The organism is Nocardioides sp. 31GB23 (assembly GCF_040012395.1).
In the GTDB taxonomy this organism is placed as follows: domain Bacteria; phylum Actinomycetota; class Actinomycetes; order Propionibacteriales; family Nocardioidaceae; genus Nocardioides; species Nocardioides salarius.
The window spans coordinates 1-14847 of record NZ_JBDYKJ010000095.1; the positions used below are offsets into that span (position 1 = coordinate 1).

The following is a 14847-nucleotide window of genomic DNA, read 5'->3' on the forward strand; positions in this document are numbered from 1 at the left end:
CGCGGTCGCGAGCTCGGCAGCGGTGTCGAGGACAGCCTCCTCCGACATCTCCTCCACCACCGCGTCCTTGAGCATGACTCCACCCAATCACCAGCCGCCGACATTCCCGCCTGGCCCGCGTTTCCGCAGGTCAGACGGGTGATGGCGAGGCGGGGCGCCTCGTCGGTCCTAGGCCGCGCGGGCGCGAGTGCGGCGCTCGGCGAGCACGTCCTCGAGGACGTCGGGGAAGTTCGTGATCACCCCGTCCACCCCACGGTCGAGCACCAGGTGCATGTCGGCCCGCTCGTTGACGGTGTAGGTGTGCACCTCCATGCCGGCGTCGTGCACGGCGGCGACGTACGCCGCGTCGAAGGAGCGGAAGCTCGGGTTGATCTGGTCGGCCCAGGTCGACAGCTCGGGCAGGAGCGACTCGGCGGGACGACCGAGCAGTCCGACGGGCACCGAGGGCTGGATCTCGTGGTAGCGGGCCATGGAGGCCCAGTCGAAGCTCTGCACGACCAGCCGCTCGGACCGGACCGCGGAGGTGAGGTAGCCGGGGAAGCTCGCGAGCTCGTCGGCGACCTGCTGCTCGATCCCGGGGTAGAGGGCCGGAGACTTCACCTCCATGAGGATGCCGGCGCGGCCGCGTCGGAGCTGCTGGACCATCTCGGCCATCGTCGGGATCGGCTCGCCGGCGTACTCCTCGGAGAACCAGGAGCCCGCGTCGAGCTGCTGCATCTCGGCATAGGTGAAGTCGCCCACCCGCCACGGCGCCCGGTCGGGGAAGACCTCCTCGACGTCGGTCGTGCGCGCGAGGGTGGTGTCGTGCACGAGCACCAGCACTCCGTCCTTCGAGCGCTGCACGTCGGCCTCGACCAGGTCGGAGCCCATCTCCACCCCCAGCTCGAAGGCGGCCATCGTGTTCTCCGGGGCGTGGCCCATCGCGCCGCGGTGGGCGACGTTGGCGACGCCGACGTGCTCCGGCGGGCCGGCCGCCGCGACGGCGGACGGTGCGAGGAACGCCGAGGACGCCGCGGCGCCGGCGAGGGTGGTGGCGAGCAGGACGGACAGACGTGAGGTCACGCGCATGATCGATCTCCCGAGCGGGTCGAAGTGGGGCTGACGACCCGGACGCTGTCGGCCGAGTGCGACGCCCCGATGACCGTGAGATGACCTGGCTCCGACGCCGGCCGGAACTCCTGGCCGGCACGACGAGGAGGACTGACCCCACCCCAGGAACGCCAGAGGCCCCCTCTCGCCAGCACTGGTGAGAAGGGGCCTCTGGGCCTTGTAGTCCTGGGTGAGGTGAACACCAACACCGCTATCTACCGGTCAGCGCCTTCCGATCGGTCTGTTCACCCAACAGTGCAGTACTCAAAGCGCAAACGCTTGAGTGAACGACACCAAGCCGAGATCGAGAAGGGGACTGCTGCACGAGTAGGTGACATCTGAGCTGTGGTGCCGAGAGGTGCCGACCGAACAAGAAACGTTAGAACTTCTGACCTCTACGTCGTCCCAGATGTGGGCAGGACGGCGCACAGGGTTGAGCGGGCACTCGGTGCCGACCTTCCGTCGCGGGCCAGGCGAACGTCGCCCTGGGAGCGTCTGGGCGCCAATCTGCGCCTCGAACGCCCTTAGGGCGCTCTCCCGTGGGAAAGAAAGTACCCCGGCCCTGTAAAGGACCGAGGTTCTAACGTTTCTACTTTGGTAGCGGGGGCAGGATTTGAACCTGCGACCTCTGGGTTATGAGTGATTCCACCTAGGTTCTTCGGAGGTCGCCATCGCGCTGGGATCCTAGTAAACTCGCAGGTCAGCGGCCGTTTGTGGATTCCACCAGGGTCCACCGACGTTCGCCACGATCCGGCAACGTTTGCCCACAAGTTGCCCACAAGCGATCATCGCGGGTTGGAGGCTCTGCATGGCATGGGTGGAAGAGCGGGCTGGGGTACGCGGCACTCGCTTCATCGGCCTCTACCGCGATCCCGATGGCGTCAAGCGTTCGGCCGGCACCTTCTCGTCCCGACGAGAAGCAGGGAGGGCGGCCAACCGCGAGGAACAGAAGGTGTTGGCCGGCTCCTGGCACGACACCACGCGCGGAGAGATCACCTTCCGCGACTACGTCGAGAATGAGTGGCTGCCGAACAAGCACCTCGAGATCACTACGCGCGCGGCCTACACGTCCTACCTGAACAAGCAGTTCTACCCGGCGTTCGGCAATCGGCCCCTGAACAAGATCTCGCCCTCCTTGGTGCAGGACTGGGTGAGCAAGGCGCACAGGGAAGGACTCTCACCGAGGTCGATCAAGAAGTACCACGTGCTCCTTTCGTCCATCTTCCGTCGCGCAGTCCGCGATCGGGTCCTCGTCCACAACCCCTGCGACCACACCGAACTGCCAAAGGTGATCACCAAGAAGTCGCGCACACTGACGCCCGACGAGTTCGACGGCCTCATCCGTGCCGTCCCCGACCGCTACCGGCTCATGGTCGAGACCTTCATCGAGACCGGCATGCGCTGGGGCGAACTGATCGCGCTCCGGCCGCGCCACATCAACTTCTTGCGGCGGTCGCTGACCGTTGAGGAGACGATCGTAGAGACCTCCAAGAAGCACTCCCCCACCGGCGAGCGGTTCATCGTCAAGCCCTACCCGAAGGACAACGAACCTCGAACGTTCGGTGTACGCCAAGACTGGCTCGACGCGATCGCCGAGCGCATCAAGAACGAGGGCCTTGAGCCGGACGACCTGCTGTTCGCGACGAGGCTCGGAACCCCAATATCCCGCAATAGCTTCCGCACCCACGTGTGGCTCCCCGCGGTCAAGGCCAGCGGCGTCGACTTCAACGTCCGAATCCACGACCTCCGCCATGCCCACGCGTCCTGGCTGCTCGCCGGGGGGTCGGACCTCAAGAGCGTCATGGATCGGATGGGCCACGCCCAGATTCAGACAACCCAGAAGTACCTGCACAGCCTTCCCGACGCTGACGACAAGAACCTGAACGCACTAGACCGGATCACGCGGCGCTCTCACACCGAGCGAGCCTGAAGCTTGCGCGCCTGTGAAGTCCCGACCTCGTCGCACGACGTCGGCCGCGCTGCGACGAGCCTTGCGCGGGAAGAGATTCCGGATCATGTGATCGCCGGAGGGTCTTCGACTCCCATAGGTGACTGTCAGGACGTCGTCACCGGAGGAAGCCATGGATGACAAGCTGCTCTACCGAGTTCCAGAGGTCGCCGCCTACCTCAGCATCAGCCGCTCGAAGGTCTACGAGTTGCTGAAGTCAGGCCAGCTGCAGTCGGTTCGCATCGACCGCACACGCCTAGTCCGCAAGGCAGACCTGGAGGTGTACGTCAAGTCGCTGGCAGTGGCGTCGTAGCCTCCAGCCGGATGGCTGGCACTGCGCAGACTGCTGGCCACAGCATGGCGCTTCGTATGCATCGGCCGCGCCATCCGACGAGCCGTCCCACTCCCCCGGCCGGTCTCTGGCTGCTACCGCCTTGAGAGGGCACGACCCGTCTCCGGCGTTTCCGAGGTCAATGTCGGCGGCGCCTGAACACTGACCCCCTACCGACGGGCGAGTTACCCGTAGGAAGGGGGTCGGCTTTCGACGTCGTTGACAGTCAGAGTGGTATGAACTCCCTCGCCCCGCGACGTTGGCACGAATAGGGCACAGGACGTGAATGTCATCCCGCGCGTCCGGTCGTGTGGGGTGATACCGGAGTGGACGACGGAAGATAGGTTATCGGCGCCCAGCCAACGGGAGTGGCCACAGGTCAGCGCCCGCAATCCCGTGGGCGCGGTGGCCCGCATAGACTGTCCGGTGTGGGGAGAAGCCTCATCGCCCGAATACACAATCCCCGCAACCGGCAATGTGGTTGCGACGCCGATTGTTGGTGCCGCCGCACGGCCGTCGGTCGGGTCGTCAAGTGGTGGCTACCGGCGAGGGCCATCGGGCTGCACCACAAGAATGTTGGCTTGGCCGAATGGAAGAGCGAGCGCGAACGGTCGCCCTAGCCACCTCTCGGCGGGAGAAGGTTCCCGAACAGATGGACCGCTAGATCTTCGGCTTCGGCTTGGTCGAGGATCTGGACTGGTATGCGCGGATGACCGCTGGCCCAGGCATGGGCCGTGTCGCGGTTGCCGAAGAAGTTGAGGTAGTCGCAACAGCACTCCGCGGACGGCCCTCCTCCCGAGTCCGCACCGATGAAGACCACCGCCGTGGCAGGTTCCCAGCTGGTTCGGCCATCACAGGTGGTCACGATGATTGGTTGACCGGTCGTGATGTCGACGGAGTCGATTCGCGTGTCCTGGGCGGTCAAGGCCGACATCCCGAGGGCGTCGAGGGCGCACATGGCGTAGACCTCGACCTGGCCGCCGAGCCGGACCCGGTGCCGGGTCGGCGTGGCGGAGAACGGATAGGCCACGGCGATCTGGCCGTCGGGCCCTAGCCGGATGGCGTCGATCTCGTGCAGCGAGGTCAGAACCTCGGTGGTGCGCCGGCCAGCGGAGGCCGTGACGGTGTCCAGCTCGCGGGGTGCCGGCGGTCGGCCCGTGGCCGCGAAGGCCCGCAGGATCGCCTGGTGGACCGCCTTCTCCATCGGGTCCAAAGGCAGCGCGCGGGTTCGCCATGCGCTCAGCACCTCGCGCGGCGCTGGCGGCGCGTGTGCCGCGCCGATCGCGTCGCGGAGTTGCTCGACCGTCGGCACCGGAACGATCCGCCCGTCCGGGTCGCGGTAAAGACGACAGGAGATCCCGCGGTCGTGCTGATCGGCCGCCGCGAACGGGTCGACACCGTCGATCAGCAGGGTCGGGGAGCCGGCCATGCCGAGATCCGCGGCCGCCGCCTCGGACTCGAGCAAGCGGGTGGTGACCGGCAGATCGGTGATCCCCGCGATCCGTTCCAGCAGTGGCAGCAGGTTCGGGCAATCCCGTACGTGCAAAACCTCGAGACTCATCGGATCGCCTCCCGGGCGGGGTCAATCGCCTCCAGGAGTGCGCATCTGCGGTCGGCGCGGGGCTGATCGCAGGTAGCAACGAGCTCGGTGAGCGATTCGTGCATCCGCTGCAGATCACGGATCCTCTCTGCGAGGTCATCGCGGCGATGCTCGGCCAGCGCGCGCGCCCCCTCGCAGCTGTCCGGACCACCGGCGGCCAAGCCGATCAGCTCCTCCACCTCCTCCAGGGTGAACCCCAGCTCCTGGGCACGCTTGATGAACCGCAGGACTTCCACCGTTGTCGGCGGATAGTCCCGGTAACCACCTGTGGTCCGGGGCGGCTCAGCCAGCAGGCCGCGCCGCTCGTAGTAGCGCAGCGTCTCGTTGTTGACCCCGGCGCGCCTGGCCACCTCACTGGTTCGCATGCACTCATGCTGAACCCTGGACCCAACTACGGAGTCAAGCCCCAAGCTTCGCGACCCCGCACCGCACCGCGTGGTCGCTCGAGGTGTGTGCAACTCCCCAACCCCGTTCACGAGGTGGATCTCAGCCCCTCGGATCCGGCGTGTTGGTCGAGGCTCGCGTTTCAGTGGGTATCGAGTCGGGCCGGGGCGGGCACGCCTCGCCCATCACCGGCGCCACCAGGAGATGGACCGGATGCGGGAACCACGGTCTGACAGGGCAGGTAGCCGCCCCTGGTCGATCGGGCCCGTCGGCCCGCATCTGTTCAACGCGAGGTTCGCGCCGCCGACGCTTGTCCTTATCGGCGCGCCGGACTCCCAACAGACCGTTGCTGTTCAGCGGACCCGCAGCACGATGCGCTGCTCGGGCTCCAGGCGCAGGTCAGCCGGGTCGCCCTCCACAGGCGCGCCGTCACTGGTGACCTGTAGGACGCCGTCGTCGACGCGTACGCCGCCGATCTGGGTCGGCGTCAGCTTGAGGCCCCACTGCGTGAACAGCTGCCCGAGGGTGAAGGTCTCGCCGACGGTGTCCGCCTCGATGTGGATCGTGCCGTCCGTCTCATGTGTATGAACGGCGGACATGGCGCCGGTGGCGGGGTCCACACCAATGTTGGCCGGGACCTGGACCTGCTGGCCATCGATGATGATCTGCAGGTTCGGGTGGTAGTGCTCAGCCGTACCCATCGGTCCGAGGTCGAGGCCTGCGGCGGCAACGCGATCGGGGACGTCAGCGACGGGCGCCGGCCATGGCGGCATGGAACGGCCGTCTGCCGTCACGGTTTCAGCGCCTCCTTGCTGCGAGCTCGACGGGGCCGTCGTCGTGTCGGCTGAGTCACTGCTGCAACCTGAAATGAGCCCTGCGGTGAAAGTAGCGCAGACGGCCGCTGTCAGGAGGCGGTGACGGTACCGGTCTCGGGCGTTGATCAAAGGGGGTCCTGGGGAGCTTGTTGGGGTCGGTGCGAGGCCGAAGGGCTGGTTGGCACGGTGGCTGCGGTGGAACCGGCACGGCTCGACAAGCAGTCGGACGATGGCCATAGGGACTCCGGGCGCTTGCCGAACGGACAAACTCGGTAGCGCCCTGACCCGCATCACCATGACATTTCGCTGCAGGAGGCCGGATCGCTTTCGACCTGCAAGGTTGCGTGCTCAACTTCGAACCGCGTGCTCAGCAGCTCTCGTGCCGACCCGAGCACGGCGTCGGTGTCAGCATCGGCGTGTGCGACCAGGTGGGCAGTCGCGACATTCATGCCCGATGTGAGCGTCCACAAGTGCAGGTCGTGGACGTCGATCACGCCCGACACCCCAGCCAGCTCGCTCTCGACCCGAGCTGGCTCTACGCCAGCCGGAGCGTGCTGCCCGAGGACCGCCAACACCTCACGTCCGAGAGTCACTGCGCGGACGGCGACGAAGATGGCAATGGCGAAGGCGATCCCGGTGTCCCACCACGCGCTGCCCGTCCGGGCGACAAGTGCCCCGGCGACGATCACGCCGACCGAGCCAACAGTGTCGGCTACGACCTCCATGTAGGCGCCCTTCACATTGAGGCTTTCAGTCGCGCCGCCGCGCAACAGCAGTAGAGCGGCTATGTTCACCGCCAGGCCGATCGCGCCGACGATCAACATTGCGCCACTCTCGACCTCGACCGAGTCTCCGATCCGTCCGAGTGCCGCGATCGTGACGTAGGCGGCCACGCCGAGCATCAGCAGCACCGCCAGGCCGGAGGCGAATACCTCGGCGCGGTAGGAGCCGAACGTGCGCATTCCGGTCGTGTCCTTCCGGGTCGCGATCCTGGTCGCGACCAGCGCCGCGCCCAAAGCCACGACGTCGGCGGCCATATGCCCCGCATCGGAGAGCAGGGCGAGAGAACCGGACCACAGCCCGAAACCGAGCTCCACGCCGAAGAACCCCGCCACCAGTCCGAATGCAAGTGTCAACCGCCACCGATGCCGACCGGAGGCAGTCGCGTGCCCGTGACCATGCCCAGTCCCCATCAGGACTCTGCCCGTCCAGCGCTGGCAGGTCGCCCGGCACCGGCGTTCGAGCACAGCGCAGCCGCCTCGCAAGCCGTTAGAAGCTCATCAACGACACCGAGCACTCGCAGCACCAGGTCGCGCTCGGTCAGGGCGAAGACCGACGATCTCCCGACCGGTCGCGAGTCGACAAGGCCGCACTCACGCAGGCAGGCGAGGTGCTTCGAGACCGTTGACTGCGCCAGCCCGAGATGGGCCACCAGCTCGACTACCCGGTGCTCCCCCATCGTCAAATGCTGAAGAATCACCAACCGCGAGGGATCAGCCATCGCCCGGAACAAGCACGCTGCTGGCACCAACGCTGCTCGCTCGTCCACGGCGTCGTCGAGACGCACCCGCATTCCTGTGATCGCCATTTGGCGATGATATTGCTACAAAGCGGAGATGGCAATGGCGGCATGGAGACGCCAGTCGAGGCCGTCACACACCGTTCCCCGCAGACCTTCCAGGCGTCGACCGCGAACAGCGCGATCGTGCATCCTGCGCCCGGGTCAACCTCCCTATGCCATCGCTGACAACCGGGTGGCCTCGCGATGGCTTCGCCGGTCAGATAAGGGGTGGCTGCGGAAGGGAGCGTTAAGGAAAGGCAGCAGTACTACGCCGATAGTATTAGCCTCGGGATCAGGTGGAATCCGTTCGAGTCGCGGAAGGAGCGATCGGGGTGCAACTCGAGGGTGACGCCGCACATGTTGTCCGGCGGTGGAACAAGGAAACCGCGTCGTGAACAGCACCGAGCCTGCCGCCGCTGTTGCCGCGCCGGGTCGCAGCAGCCTCAGCGCTCGATGGGAACGGCGAGACGGGCACATGGCGGTCACTGCCGTCGCCCTCGGCCTTACCGCCATCGCGGTTGCGATGGCGCTCTTTGGCCTGCCGCCAGTCGACCTTCGCTCACCGCTACACGAATGGGGCGTGGCGTGCCCTTTCTGCGGCGGCACACGGTCCGCCCGCTACACGGCGCAGGGTCAACTAGCGAGGGCGTGGCGTTACAACCCGTTGGGCATCATCGTCGTCGCTTCGTCAGTCGCTGTCTTGGTTCGAGCAGCGGTCGGAATCCTCAGTAGGCGATGGCTCAATGTGAGTGTCCAGCTCGCGCCACGCGGGCGCCGGTTCGTACTGGCGGCAGTCGTCCTGCTTCTGGTCCTTCTTGAGATCAGGCAGCAAATGCGAGTCGACCTTCTCCTCGGCGACGGGTAACGCTCCGTTCGTTCGCTGCTCACGCAGGGCGCGAGGAGATGTTCCGGATCCGGAAACCACGGTCCGGCAGAGCGGGCAGCCGCCCATAGTCGATCGCCGACAAGGCCGCCGGCACCACGGGCGTGTACGTCATGTGCCTGGCGAGATGCTCCAGTGCCACGCCCATGAGGCGGGTGGAGATGGGCTCGCCGGGGCACCGATGGTGCACGGCGGGGTCGCCCCCACCCTGAGGCACGAAGGCAAACCGATCGGGTTCCTCGCCTAGGAACCGGTCGGGGTTGAAGCGTTCCGGGTCGTCCCAGTAGCGGCCGTCGCGATTCGTGCCGTACAGATCGAGCAAGACGCGGCGGCCCCTTGGGAAGCGGTGGTCCCGCCATTGGAAGTCCTCGCGGACGATGGCGGCAACAGCCGGGAAGAACGGGTAGTGACGGCGTACCTCTTCCACGAACGCCAGATCCTCGTTCCCATCGCCGCGCGCGAGCCGTTCCCGCCAGACCGGATGCGTGTCCAGTGCGTGCGCGACGAACGTTATGTACACGCTCGTGGCGACCGTGGGTCGTAGCACGTTGAGGAGCTCGACCGCGGCGACCCGAGGCGTCATCGGCTGCCCGTCGGGCTCCTGGTGGTTTGCGATCACCGATGCCGCGGACGAGTCAGAGACCTCCAGCTGACCTGAGCGGATCTGTTCGATGAGGTCGGCGGCCCATCGTTCCGTGGCCTTCCGCGCTGCCCGGGACCGCAAGTGCCCGAGTCCAATGGCGCCGGCCTCGTCGAAGAGCGCGGCCAGCTGCCGAGCGCGTGTCTCCGCCTCCGCCTCCGAGAGCGGCACGCCGGCCCACTCGCAGACTGCTCGGGTTAGGAGCACCTGGACCTGCGCGTACAGGTCGATCTGGTCGGCCGTCGTCCAGTCCGCCACCGCTTCGCCCCACTCCCGGGACACGACCTCCGCAAGGGCTTCGACGCGGTCGGGGTGGTTGATCTGGAGAAACATCGCCTTGCGCTGTCGATGGTGCTCGCCGTCGAGGCCCTGCACGCCGCCCTTTCCGAAGAGGGTCTTCTGCAGTGGCGCCGGGGCGGCTCCGGCGCGCTGGAACCGTGCCGGGTCGTAGAAGACGCTGGCAGCTTCGGCGCCGGTCATGCAGGTGGTACGGCGCAGCAGCAGCCTGGTCTCGAAGACGTCCACGCCGAGCTCGGCAGCCCGCCGAGACACAAAGCGATAGGGATCTCGTAGAAACGGGAGCGTGCTATCGACCGACTTGACCTTCGAGGGTGTCACGAGGGTTCCCTTCCTGTGCATCGCTCGACAGTACTGACAGTTGCCGCCGTGCCCGCGCTTGGCACACGGCGTTGATCATGACTTCTGGGCAACGCCGGCGAGGTAGTCGCTGCCGACGTAGGTGCGCCAGGTCTCGGCAGGATCGAGTCCGTGGCCGCTGAGCTCAGCGGGGAACTGGCCGGCGGTGAACCGGTCCTCGAGCGGGTGGTCCAGAAACCGGCGGTAGCTGGCTCGGGCGAGCGCGGCGGCGGTGACCTCGAGGAAGTAGAACTGCCCGCCGGGCTTCAGGACGCGGGCGACCTCGGCCACGGCGTCGCGCCAGTTGGTGACGTGGTGGATGATCCCGAAGTCGAACACGGCGTCGTAGCTGGAGTCCTCGGCACCAAGTGCGGCCTGGAGATCGTCGGCGCTGCCCTGCACGACGCGGACCTGGTCGTGGTACCGGCGCAGCCGGTGGCGGGCCCGAGCCACCATCGCGGGGTCGAGGTCGATGGCATCGACGGCGGCGGCGCCGAACTGGTCGATGATGAGCTTGGTGCCGTAGCCCGAGCCACAGCCGATCTCCAGCGCGCGAGCTCCTGGGGTACGGCCACCGAGCCGGCGCAGTATCGGTGCTTCGACGCAGCGCTGGAAGGTGCGGTTGGCGGGGCTGGTGACCAGGAGGGTCTCCGTCTTGTTCATCAGCATCGGTCAGCGCTCCCTGTCGTCGGAGACGGTGCTCGCTTGCGGCGTGCGATGGTGATGGTCGTCACCAGCGGTGGGCCTGCCGGGCAAGAACAACGTGGTGAGCAGCGCACTGAGCCCGGCGGTGATCGCCGTAGCGACCAACACCAGGGTCATGCCGTGCAGGTAGGCCACATGCGCGCTGGCCGCGACGCCTGGCTCGCCAAGGCGCGTGGCAGCAGCGAGGGCACCGGCGATTGACTCGCGTGCCGCGGCCGCCGCCTCGGCCGGCAGGCCGGCGGTGTTCACCCGGTCGGCGTAGCCCTCGGCCAGCAGGCTTCCGAGCAGGGCGACGCCGAGGGCACCACCGGTCTGACGCAAGGTCATAGTGATCGCGGTACCTGACCCAGCTTGCTCGGTCGGGAGAGCGTCGAGGACGGCGTCCATGGCCGGCGCGAGCGCCATCCCGATCCCGAGTCCCGCGATGGCGAGCCAGGCGGCGACGAATCCGTAACAGGACTCCAGGGCGGTGAACGAGCCGAGTGCCGCACTTGCGGCGAGCACCGCCAGTCCGGCCGAGACCGGCACCCGGTAGCCGGTGCGCGCGGCCAGCCGCTCCCCCGCGGGGGCGCCGACGACCAGTCCTCCGATCAGCGGGAGCAGCCGGATCCCGGTGCCGAGTGCGTCGTGGCCGGCGACGAACTGCAGGTACTGCGGAACGACGAACAACAATCCCAGCATGCCGAACGTCACCAGGACGCCGGCGATGCTGGCCCACAGGAACTGAGGCCGTGCGAACAGGTGAAGGTCGATCATCGGGTCGCGTACCAGCAGCTCCCAGGCCACGAAGGCTCCCAGTACCGCCAACCCCGCGGTGATCGCCCCCACCGTCATCGGGTCCGACCAACCCCGGGCGGGGGCCTCGATCACCCCGTAGACCAGCGAGGTCAGCCCTGCGGTGGACAGCACCGCTCCGAGAACGTCGGGCCGGCGTGGCGACGGGTCGCGCGACTCCGGGAGCAGGACCGCGATGGCGATCGCGCCGATGATCGCGATCGGGACGTTGATCAGGAAGATCGAGCCCCACCAGAAGTGCTCGAGTAGGTAGCCGCCGATGATCGGTCCGAGCGGGATGCCGATCCCGAGCCCCATGACCAGTAGCGAGACCGCCTTGCCCCGCTCGGCAGGTCCGAAGAGCGCGGCCAGGACCGCGAAGGCGACCGGCATCATGATGGCCGCTCCCATGCCCATAACGCCGCGTGCGGCGATCACCAGGGCGGCCGAGTCGACCCCGGCGGCGACAGCCGAGGAGATGCCGAACACGCCGAGGCCGATGAGGAGCAGTCGTTTGCGGCCGTACCGGTCTCCTAGCGCCCCGCAGGTGAGCATCAGTCCGGCGATCACCAGGACGTAGGCGTTGACCATCCATTGCAGGCTGTCGGTGCCGACCTCCAGCTCGGTGGCGATGGTCGGCAGCGCGACGTTCATGATGGTGATGTCGAAGCCGAGGGTCAGGACAGCCAGGGCGAGGGCGGCTAGCGCCCACCAGCGCCGCGGATCGTCGTAGGTGGTACTCATGATTGCTTCCTTCCCTGGGTGGAATGGTGCGGTCAGTCGGTGAGGCCCAGCCGGTTGTGCAGCCGCCGCAGCGGCGCGGGGGCCCACCAGTTCGCCTCGCCGGCGAGTCGCATGATCGCGGGCACCAGCAGGGCGCGGACGATGGTGGCGTCGAGGACGACCGCCAGGGTCAGGCCGACGCCGATCACCTTCAGCGCGGTCAGGTTCGAGGCGGCCAGTGCCAGGAAGACGGTGGCCAGGATGGCGGCCGCGGCGGTGATCAGTCCGCCGGTGCGTTGCAACCCTTGGGCAACGGCTTCGGTGGTGGTGGCGCCGTTGCGGTGGGCCTCGGTGATCCTGGAGAGCAGGAAGACCTCGTAGTCCATCGAAAGGCCGAAGGCGATGCAGAAGACCAGCACCGGCAACGTGGTCTCCAGGGTGCCGGTCGGGGTGAAGTCGCCGACCAGCCACCGCAGGTGGCCGTCCTGGAACACGTAGACCAGGGCGCCGAAGGTGGCGCTGAGGCTGAGCAGGTTGGTCACGATCGCCTTCACCGGGATCAGCAGCGACCCAGTGAACAGGAACAAGAGCACGAACGTCGACAGGGCGATCACGCCCAGTGCCCACGGCAGTCGGTCGGCGATCGTGTCGGTGGCATCGACCAGAGTGGCCGCCGAGCCGCCGACCAGCACCTCTCCCGGTGCAGGCTGGTCCCGGATATCGCCCACCACGTCGCGGGAGTCGGCGGGCTCCACGGCCACCGGGGTGACCGCCACCCAGGTTCCCGCCGCCGAGGTGTACCGGGCACCCAGAGAGCCGGCCCGTCCGCTGGTAGGGGCAGTCGGTTGCCCGTCGACGTAGCGGCCGGTGGCGGTTTCCACCGTGGCCACCCCGGGCAGGGTGGAGAGCCGGGTGGCGTACGCGTCCAGCTCGTCCCCCTCGACCGGTGCGGCGTCACGTCCGGGCAGGACCACGGTGATCGGGTCGTCGGCGGCGCTGGGGAAGTCTTGTGCCAGCCGTTCGGCGGTCTCGGCCACTGGGTGGTCGGCGGGAAGGGTCCGGTGGTCCAGCAGCCCGAACTTCGCCCCGGCGAACGGAAGCACCAGCAGCACCAGCACCGCGCTGACCGAGACCAGGATCAGCACGGGGCGGCGCATCACCAGCGCGGCGATCCGGTGCCAGGCCTGCCGGTCCCCCCCTCCTCGGGTACGTCGCCGGGTGATGCGCCTGCGGATCGGGGCAAACACGTCGGCGCGGTCCAGCCGGTGCCCGACCAGGGCGAGAAGCGCGGGCACCACGACCACCGAAGTAAGTGCGGCCAGCGCCGTGACCGCGATCCCCGCGTAACCCAGCGACCGCAGAAACGGCATCGGGAACAACAGCAGCGCCGCCAGAGAGAGCGCCACTGTGACCGCGGAGAACACCACGGTGCGCCCGGCGGTACGCACGGCGATGACCACGGAGGCGTCGACAGTGCGACCCGCCCGGCGCTCCTCACGGAACCGGGTGACCAGGAACAGGCTGTAGTCGACCGCGAGGCCGAACCCCAGAGCGGTGGTCAGGTTGAGTGCGTAGGTCGACATCGTGGTGGCCTCGGCAAGCAGCCCGAGCACCGCCAGCGTGCCAACCACCGCGCCAGCACCCACCAGCAGGGGCAGGCCGGCCGCGATCGCGGAGCCGAAGACCAGCAGCAACACGAGCAGGGTGATCGGGAAGGTCACCTTCTCGGCGGAGATCAGGTCGCTCTCGGCCTGCTTGTCCACCGCCAGACCCACCGCAGCGGACCCGGTGGCGCTGACCCGCAACCCGCTGGAGGTCTCCTCGATGTCCTCTAGGTCGTCGATGATCCGCGACGCGGCTTCTTGCGCGGCGTGCTCGCCGCCGGTCAGCTGCAGCGCGATCAGCGCCGAGCGTCCATCGTCGGTCCGCAGGGACGGGTCCGGCGTCGTCCAGTAGGACGTCACCCCGCCCACGCCGGGCATCTCGACGAAGCGTCGCGTCAGCTCGCGTCCCGACTCCGCGGCCGCCGGGGAGTCGACGGAGCCGCTGCTCGCCTCGGCGATCAGGACCAGGTTCGCCGGTCCGCCCGGGAACTCCTCGGCCAGCAATTCGGCCGCGCGCTGCGACTCTGCTGAGGGATCCAGGTAGGCACCCGAGGTCAGCTTGTCCCCGGCGTCCCGCCCGGACAGGCCTGCCAGGATCATCAGCAACAGCGCAGCGAGCAGCACCAGACCCTTGCGGCGTAGCAGCAACCGCAGGACCCGCCCTGCGTCACCCTCCTGCTCCGCCTGTCCGCCCTGCTCGCGGTGCAGCACCGTCGTCACCATCCCGAACCCCTTCAAAGCCATGGCCGCTGTCAGCGGAAGTGGACGATCAATCATCCTGCCGCTATCATCGGGCTATGTCAATGACAACGGAGAAGCTCGACCCGGCCCTGCGGCGGGGAGCGGCGCTGTTCCACGGCCTCGCGGACCGCAAGCGGCTGGCGCTCATCCGCCATCTCGCCGACGGCGAGCGCCGCGTGGTGGATCTGACCCGGGAGCTCGGGCTCGCACAGGGCACCGTGTCGGGTCACCTCGCCTGCCTGCGCGACTGCGGCCTCGTCGTGGGCCGACCCGAGGGTCGTCAGATGTTCTACTCCATCGCCCACCCCGAGCTGATGGACCTGCTCGGCGCCGCCGAACAACTGCTCGCCCTGACCGGCGAGACGGTCGAGCTCTGCCCCCGCTACGGCCCCTCAGCCACCCCCACCGAGTCC

At 67.9% G+C, this 14847-nt stretch carries 13 protein-coding genes; 3 read left to right on the forward strand and 10 right to left on the reverse strand.

Annotated features, from left to right (window positions below; translation table 11 throughout):
• Window positions 1-168: 168 nt before the first annotated feature.
• Complete coding sequence (locus tag ABKW28_RS21100; protein ID WP_348613018.1) at window positions 169-1068, reverse strand: glycerophosphodiester phosphodiesterase family protein; 900 nt, start codon at window positions 1066-1068, stop codon at window positions 169-171.
• A gap of 829 nt (window positions 1069-1897) precedes the next feature.
• On the opposite strand from ABKW28_RS21100, the gene ABKW28_RS21105 reads away from it, so the two are divergent.
• Together ABKW28_RS21105 and ABKW28_RS21110 are read left to right on the forward strand one after the other, a co-directional pair.
• A complete protein-coding gene (locus tag ABKW28_RS21105) occupies window positions 1898-3019 on the forward strand; it encodes a tyrosine-type recombinase/integrase (protein WP_348613020.1) in 1122 nt (373 codons plus the stop codon).
• Window positions 3020-3170: 151 nt separating this feature from the next.
• Window positions 3171-3350, forward strand: coding sequence for a helix-turn-helix domain-containing protein (locus tag ABKW28_RS21110; protein ID WP_348613022.1), 180 nt, complete (start codon window positions 3171-3173; stop codon window positions 3348-3350).
• A 634-nt stretch (window positions 3351-3984) separates the two neighbouring features.
• On the opposite strand, the gene ABKW28_RS21115 is transcribed toward ABKW28_RS21110, so the two are convergent.
• The 9 genes from ABKW28_RS21115 to ABKW28_RS21155 form a co-directional block, all read right to left on the reverse strand.
• Complete coding sequence (locus ABKW28_RS21115; protein WP_348613024.1) at window positions 3985-4929, reverse strand: alkylmercury lyase family protein; 945 nt, start codon at window positions 4927-4929, stop codon at window positions 3985-3987.
• Complete coding sequence (locus ABKW28_RS21120) at window positions 4926-5333, reverse strand: MerR family transcriptional regulator (protein WP_348613026.1); 408 nt, start codon at window positions 5331-5333, stop codon at window positions 4926-4928. Before ABKW28_RS21120 ends, ABKW28_RS21115 begins: the two co-directional genes overlap by 4 nt.
• 372 nt (window positions 5334-5705) lie before the next feature.
• Window positions 5706-6146 carry a hypothetical protein gene (locus tag ABKW28_RS21125; protein ID WP_348613028.1) on the reverse strand — a complete coding sequence of 147 codons (441 nt, stop codon included), beginning with the start codon at window positions 6144-6146 and terminating at the stop codon, window positions 5706-5708.
• A gap of 311 nt (window positions 6147-6457) precedes the next feature.
• Window positions 6458-7360 carry a cation diffusion facilitator family transporter gene (locus ABKW28_RS21130; RefSeq protein WP_348613030.1) on the reverse strand — a complete coding sequence of 301 codons (903 nt, stop codon included), beginning with the start codon at window positions 7358-7360 and terminating at the stop codon, window positions 6458-6460.
• Window positions 7360-7740, reverse strand: coding sequence for a metalloregulator ArsR/SmtB family transcription factor (locus tag ABKW28_RS21135; protein ID WP_348613042.1), 381 nt, complete (start codon window positions 7738-7740; stop codon window positions 7360-7362). The genes ABKW28_RS21130 and ABKW28_RS21135 overlap by 1 nt, the downstream gene beginning before the upstream one ends.
• Before the next feature lie 872 nt (window positions 7741-8612).
• Complete coding sequence (locus ABKW28_RS21140; protein WP_348613032.1) at window positions 8613-9776, reverse strand: cytochrome P450; 1164 nt, start codon at window positions 9774-9776, stop codon at window positions 8613-8615.
• 168 nt (window positions 9777-9944) lie between these two features.
• A complete protein-coding gene (locus ABKW28_RS21145; protein WP_348613034.1) occupies window positions 9945-10550 on the reverse strand; it encodes a class I SAM-dependent methyltransferase in 606 nt (201 codons plus the stop codon).
• A gap of 9 nt (window positions 10551-10559) precedes the next feature.
• The gene (locus ABKW28_RS21150; protein WP_348613036.1) at window positions 10560-12110 is read right to left on the reverse strand and encodes an MFS transporter; all 1551 of its coding nucleotides are present in this window, start codon (window positions 12108-12110) and stop codon (window positions 10560-10562) included.
• Window positions 12111-12142: 32 nt separating this feature from the next.
• Window positions 12143-14416, reverse strand: coding sequence for an MMPL family transporter (locus ABKW28_RS21155; RefSeq protein WP_348613038.1), 2274 nt, complete (start codon window positions 14414-14416; stop codon window positions 12143-12145).
• Between the two features lie 74 nt (window positions 14417-14490).
• Here ABKW28_RS21155 and ABKW28_RS21160 point away from each other — a divergent pair.
• A partial coding sequence (locus tag ABKW28_RS21160) for a metalloregulator ArsR/SmtB family transcription factor (RefSeq protein ID WP_348613040.1) occupies window positions 14491-14847 on the forward strand: 357 nt, incomplete at its 3' end.